Genomic DNA, 6,541 nt, shown 5'->3' with positions numbered 1-6,541 from the left:
TTTCAAGACTTAACGGGAAAAGTCAGATAAATAATGGGTTTTAAAATATTCTCTAAGTTTTGTAGAGCGTTAATTTAACGCTCTACAGCAGTTTATCACTTTACCAAAGTGAGAATGATACCAATCAGCGAACCTAAAAGTAGCACTGTCCCACTAATAGTAGTAATAGCAAAGCCAATCATTCGCTTTTCTGCCGCCTGATAATATCCCCAAGCGTAGACAATTCTACCTACTAGCCAGATAACACCGATAATTGCCCCCCACAATGGGCTGACATAAACAGAGAATAACCATAAACCTGGTAAGAATAAAAGAGTCTGTTCTAGGGTGTTTTGTTGGACGCGCAGTACACGTTCAAAGTTGGGGTCTCCTGTCATTTGGGGAGGCATTACTTTGTATTTTGCTCTAGCTCGACCAACATTAATTGTGATCACTGAATATAGCAGTAGTGTTAAGGCCGTGATGAGACTAGTCCAAGGTGACATATCCAAATCCTCATTTATCAACAAAGTATAATTCTTTCGTCTCATCTATGGGCGTTCACAGAGTTTTTTCTTTGGATCAGCACCTAGAAAATCAATATATTTACATAAAAAATAAGCGATCGCTTCAGTAATTAGGATAGTATTAAGATTTCCGCAATTTTCTCTAAATATGTTGTAATTTTTAAGGCTTAATTTATTATCACAATCTCAACTGTATGATTAATCAAGTTACGGAAAATCTGAAGCAAACTTCTCATGGTTTGCTCATGATGAGTGAATCAGAATATCCCTTTGACGTTGTTTTCTGGACAGGTCAAGCTCAAGAGCCTTTGACTAATGAAAAACTTCTCCAGTTAACAAGTCATCCGCGAGAAACCCCAATGGAAATAGTAGACTTAGATTATTTTTTTCGTAATTGTGCTGAAGACAAAAAATGGCATGATGAAATTCAAAAACAAGATGTACAAAAATTTCAAGCTATGCTTAAAACACTCAAGGATAATCTCACAGATATCCAAGTTTATCGTTTAGGAATGATAAATATTGATGTCTATATTATTGGTAAAACGGCATCTGGTGATTTAGCAGGAATTTCTACAAAAGTTGTAGAAACCTAATTTTATTTGCCTGTCTGCACAGACAGGCTTGAAGCTTGATACCAAGTTGCCAAAGTTAGTTTTGTTGAAAATTAAAAACCAATAATTCAAACTAAGACAACTTGGTATAAACACAACTAACTATCTTGACTAGGACTTACACACTCGCCACGCAAATAAAGGCTTTGAGATTGCTTCCCTACGGTCGCAATGACGAAAATATGTTCGTTTTGCGTAAGTCTTGTTTATAAATTGTCAACTCTAGCCTCAATTACATTTTGCACAGAGCTAGGAACGTTAGAAAGAAAGTTGTAGGTAGTTCCTGTGGCACTAGTAAGTCTTGATTCTAAAGTATCAACACTAATTCTATAACTTCTCCAATCTGCATTTCTCACACCCTGTGTATTGGGTATATCTACCGCAATAACTCTTGTATTGGTAGTTACGCTACTAGCTCCAGAATTTGGTTTATCTAAAACCACAATCACTTTGTAAGTTCTGGCTGGGACAGTAATTGTACCACCAGTAGGTGTTGTAATTGTGTTTCTCGCACCATTTGACCCTGTACCACCAGTACCATAAGAACCAGCAATGATATAGAGTTCTTTGGTTGAGGTGACTAAACTTCGAGTATAGTTTTCCAAATTTGCCCATACACCTTGATTATTATCAGGAGCTTGGGGAATGATATTTGTCATCAAGAAGGTAGCAGAATTGTTAGCAATTGTGTTGGTTCTATCGGCGGAAGGAGTCATGTGTCCTCTGTCAAAGCCGCTACCTGTGTAATCTGTACCTTGGACTCGATAGCAGCCCGAAGGTAAGGTAGTATCTGCACGAAAATCATCTTGGCGAGGCGCACTTCCTAACCATGATGAGTTTAATTGCCAACTTACCCAATTTGGTGTTCCTCGGAAACAGTTATGTGAAGTAGCATACTGAAATTTGCTTAATAATAAATTATTGAGACTACTGCCTGCATTAGTGGGATTTCCCATCGCTAAATGATTTACATTGCTTTGAGCAGTTAGGGGCTTTTGGACAGAATTAAATATGGCAAAAGCTGCTGCTGGTAAAGCAATAGGTAGAATAAACTTGAAAAATTTAGACTTCTGCATTTGTTGTTATTTGTATAAACAGAGCAAAGTTTTCTCTGTATTGATTACAGAAAATAAGCAAAACTTAGCGATTGAAATATAAATCCGGTTTAATAAGAGGAGGTAAAAACCATGTAAACCGGACATTAATTTTTAGTAATGATTAGTGCTAAATATTAGTACAATTTCTTAATAGTGATTTACGCATAAGTACTGTACGAAAAAATAATTAACTGTAAATAAATACAGTTAAAACAGATAAATATATCCTTTCTCTGGAGAAAAATTTTCTAGCTGGTAATTCTTAGGTTGGGTGAAATTAAGAGAAACCCAACTTTAAGTTCTACCTACAAGGCTGGCAACTACGGTAGCTAACTCAGCAGGTTGTATTGGTTTAGGTAAATGTAGTTGAAAACCTTCTTGAATCGCACGCATTCGGTCTTCGGCTCTAGCGTAGGCGGTTAAAGCGGCGGCGGGAATTTTACCGCCTTGTTCTGGCGGTTGCGATCGCAATTGGCGAATTAATGAATAACCATCCTCACCTGGCATACCAATATCACTGACTATTACATCGGGTTTCCACTGAGAAATGACTTGTAATGCTTCTTTAACTGAACTGACTGCTTGGACTTGAGCTTGACATTGTTGCAGTACTGTGTATATGTATTCCCTGGTGTCGGTTTCGTCATCCACTACCAGGACGCGTACACCAGCCAATGAGGAAGATGCAGATAGAATAATGTCTGCTTCTGGTATGATACCTGGCGCAGAAATAGTTTCTTTGTTGGGCAGAAGTAAAGGTAATTGGACGGTAAAAGTCGTACCTTGTCCTTCTCCTGGGCTATCTACATTTACAGTCCCACCGTGTAATTCTACTAAGTGACGGACGATTGCTAAACCTAATCCTAAGCCACCGTGCGCCCTGGTGCTAGAACTATCGGCTTGACGAAAGCGATCAAAAACGTAAGGCAAAAACTCGTGCTGAATGCCCACACCTGTATCAATGATTTGAATTTGTGCGTAGCTGAGAGATTCGGTCACATGACCAACGCTCCTGGAAATTTGAATTTCCACTCTTCCGCCTTGGGGTGTAAACTTAATGGCATTAGAGAGTAGATTCCACATAATCTGCTGTAAGCGATCGCTATCACCAGAAATTAAAAATTGGCTGGCGTTGTGCTGTAAATCGCCCTGATTAATACTAGAAAATTGCAACTCAATTTCTTTGGCTTGGGCGGCTAAAGTCACAGTTTCAATGGTTGATTCAATAATAGTGATCAGATTGCACGGAGAAACTTTGAGATTTAACTTACCCCTAATCATCCGAGAGATATCGAGTAAGTCTTCAATCATCTGAGTTTGTGTTCTCGCATTGCGCTCAATGGTTTCTAAGGCTTTGGCAATTTGAGTTTCACTCAGGTTGCGACTACGTAGCAGCTGCGCCCAGCCGAGAATTGCATTGAGGGGCGATCGCAATTCGTGAGAAAGTATGGCTAAAAACTCGTCTTTCATCCGGTTGGCTTCTTGCAACTGTTCGGTTTGTTGCTGCAAGGAACTAATTAAACTTGCCCTTTCCATTGCGATCGCAATTTGGTCGCAAATCGCCTGCATCATTCCTCTTTGATTTTCGGTGAAGAAATCCCGTCGGCAACTACCAAAAGAAAGGGTACCGAACAACTTACCTTGAGCAATTAATGGGTAACAGTAGTAAGCCTTCACACCTAGTGAGCGAATTAATTCTGTTTTGGGGTCGCTTGATTGCTGGACATCTTCTACATATATAAATTGGCGACATTGGGCTGCTGTACCGCAGACTGCTTTACCAAATTCTAATAACTCAATTTCTTTTGCTAGTTCTGCTGTCACGCCGCCATAAGAAGCGAGACGCATTACTTGAGAGTTATCTTCAATCAAATAATTGAAGTAAACATCTAAATTAATTTGTTCTTGAAGATGACTGAAAACTCTGTCTATCAGCGCCACAGGTTGCTGGCTAGATAAAAGAGCGCTGGCTGTACTAAATAATAATTGCAGCCTTTTATTACCTAGTGACAATGCTTTTTCTGCTTGCTTGAGCTTAGTGATATCTTGAAATACCAATACACAGGTAGCTGGATAGCCGTGCATTGCCGGCAGTGTATCTGCAAATATTAATAAGGAATATACACCTTGGTTAGTGTGCCAGTCCATTTCTACATTATGCAACCGCTCACCACGGGCAACTCGTACCCCTGGCATTTGCTCATTGGGAATGCGGTTGCCTGTGGCATCTGTGCAATAGTAGGCTGTGTGATAATCTTCGGCTGGGATATCTTGCGGAAATTCGCCTCCTGCTAATTCGTTCGCAGTGCGATTCGCAAATTTTACCCGTGCAGTTTCTGGCTCAATCAATAGCAATGGTCTGGGCATAAGATTTAATACATCTTCCAGCCATTTTTGTTGGTTCTGCTGTAATTCCTCGGCTTGCTTGCGGCTAGTGATATCTAAGAATGCGCCAATACAACCCCTGCTGTTACCTTCTTCATCAAATAAAGGGGCGACATATTCTAACAACTTGGTGACTTGGCCATTGTCATGAATAATATCTAATTCAAAATCGAGAACTTCTACACCATGCGCGGCGGAATACTGCATAGGTAGTTCTTCTGGCAATAGTTCTCGACCCTCATAGTAGACTTCAAAATTTGTGGGTCGTTCTTCAACAGGTGCGGTGAGAGAAGCATTAATCTCTGTTGAGATGCCTAATTGCTTGGCTAAACAAGGGTTAACGCGAATTGTTCTGCATTCAGCATCTTCCGCAATGCCAATTCCTATGGGAATCACATCCAACAAGGTTTGCAACTCCACAACCCGCCGCTGTAAATCTCGATTTAATTGCAGGATTTTTTCTTGTGCTTGTTGGCGTTCGCTTAAGTCCAGAATAAAGGCTACAGATTCTTGCTGTTGTTCTCCCACTAATACGTAACCAACTAAAACTGGTATGCGGCTACCATCTTGGCGAAGATATTCTTTTTTATATGGTGTACAAGCGCCATTAATATTTGCTTTGGCTTGGGCGATCGCTTGTTCATCTAAATGCTGATACTCTGGCGGTGTGATGGTATCCCGCTTTAATTGACCTGCAAGTAAATCTTCGCGGGTATAACCAACCATTCTGAGAAATTCGTCATTTGCTTGGTGAATATTGCCGTACACATCACCAAACAAGATCCCAATGACGTTCGCATCTACGAAACTTTTGAGTTTTTCTTCATAGGTTCTCAGGGCTGTTTGCGTGCGCTCGTTGTTGAACCACAGGCGTTCTACTACTGCGGCACATTGCCAAATCAACAGGGCAAAAATAATAATTAAAATCAGTGCAAACACTGCTATGGCAAAATCCGGGTCATAATGTCCGGCTCGTTGGCCTTGAACAATCAACCAGCCTAATAATAGCGGAACAGCGATCGCCGCTATTAATAAACGACGCGCCAGTAACCCGCCATAATTTTCACTGGTAATTACGCGCATAAATCCTTGGTCTACATTTGACCAGAGAATTCCCATACACAGCACACTAAACAGTAATACTGTGTGTAATGCCATCGATGTTCCATTAGCAAAGAGACTATAGAGAATTTTGATTTTGTAGGTGTAGCCGATGAGCGCTTCTAAGGAAATCACCCCAGCCATCAGCGTCAGAATTTGACTATACCAATGATGGCGTTCACCTTTTGGATAAATCAAAAGTTCTAAAGCACAGCCTAGGAAAAAAAAGTTAGCTGCTGTATTTAATCCCATCCTGCCTGGATAAGATGTCAATAAAGGAGTTTGTGTGTCCCGAAACAGTAGCTCGTCAACTCCAAAATTCCTGCCAAATAAATATTGAATAATTGTCAGTAAGGCAATTATGATTGGTATTAAACTCAATGCTCTAGCCAGCCATAAATAAATAACTTGCCGTCTGCGCTTGAGTTTCTGTCTAAAATCTACATCAGTCTGCTTGTTTTTGTTGATTTGTGACAACCACAGCGACATACCTAATAAGATAAAACACAGCGCTGTGTTGGCCTTCATTGTGAACAAACTAGGGTTGTTCCCCATTTTGAGAAATTCAATGTCGAACATCCACCCAAATAGGACAAAACTACCTGTGAGGATGGCGATCGCTGCTGCAACCTTGACTACTATTGAATTCCGTACATCTTTCAGTTGCAAGCGTTTGCTGTTTAGCATTGATATTTTTGTCACTGCATCTCTAACTAGACTAGCGTGCTGAAATTTGAGTTTTTTATAGTTTTACATCTTTTATTGTTCCTTTGGGATATTAGTATTAATTGGCTATCTTTTCATCTATCTATAATATGGCTCTAATTTCATTTTTGCG

General features: G+C 40.1%; 4 protein-coding genes. 1 reads left to right on the top strand and 3 read right to left on the bottom strand.

The genetic code is table 11. From position 1 onward, the window contains the following. Positions 1–95: 95 nt before the first annotated feature. A complete protein-coding gene (locus NCWK1_RS14945) occupies positions 96–485 on the bottom strand; it encodes an MAPEG family protein (RefSeq protein ID WP_103125253.1) in 390 nt (129 codons plus the stop codon). A gap of 215 nt (positions 486–700) precedes the next feature. Between NCWK1_RS14945 and NCWK1_RS14940 the strand changes: the two genes are divergently transcribed. Continuing rightward, on the top strand, positions 701–1,102 hold the full coding sequence (locus NCWK1_RS14940; RefSeq protein WP_096581605.1) for a nuclease A inhibitor family protein: 402 nt from the start codon (positions 701–703) through the stop codon (positions 1,100–1,102). Positions 1,103–1,326: 224 nt separating this feature from the next. Here NCWK1_RS14940 and NCWK1_RS14935 read toward each other — a convergent pair whose 3' ends face one another. Together NCWK1_RS14935 and NCWK1_RS14930 are read right to left on the bottom strand one after the other, a co-directional pair. After that, entirely contained in the window at positions 1,327–2,196 is an 870-nt protein-coding gene (locus tag NCWK1_RS14935) for a DNA/RNA non-specific endonuclease (protein WP_096581603.1), read from the bottom strand. A gap of 315 nt (positions 2,197–2,511) precedes the next feature. Beyond that, complete coding sequence (locus NCWK1_RS14930; protein WP_103125252.1) at positions 2,512–6,390, bottom strand: hybrid sensor histidine kinase/response regulator; 3,879 nt, start codon at positions 6,388–6,390, stop codon at positions 2,512–2,514. Positions 6,391–6,541 lie beyond the last annotated feature (151 nt).

This window comes from Nostoc cycadae WK-1 (assembly GCF_002897135.1).
Taxonomy (GTDB): Bacteria; Cyanobacteriota; Cyanobacteriia; order Cyanobacteriales; family Nostocaceae; genus Nostoc_B.
This window is presented reverse-complemented; position numbering and strand designations above follow the sequence as displayed.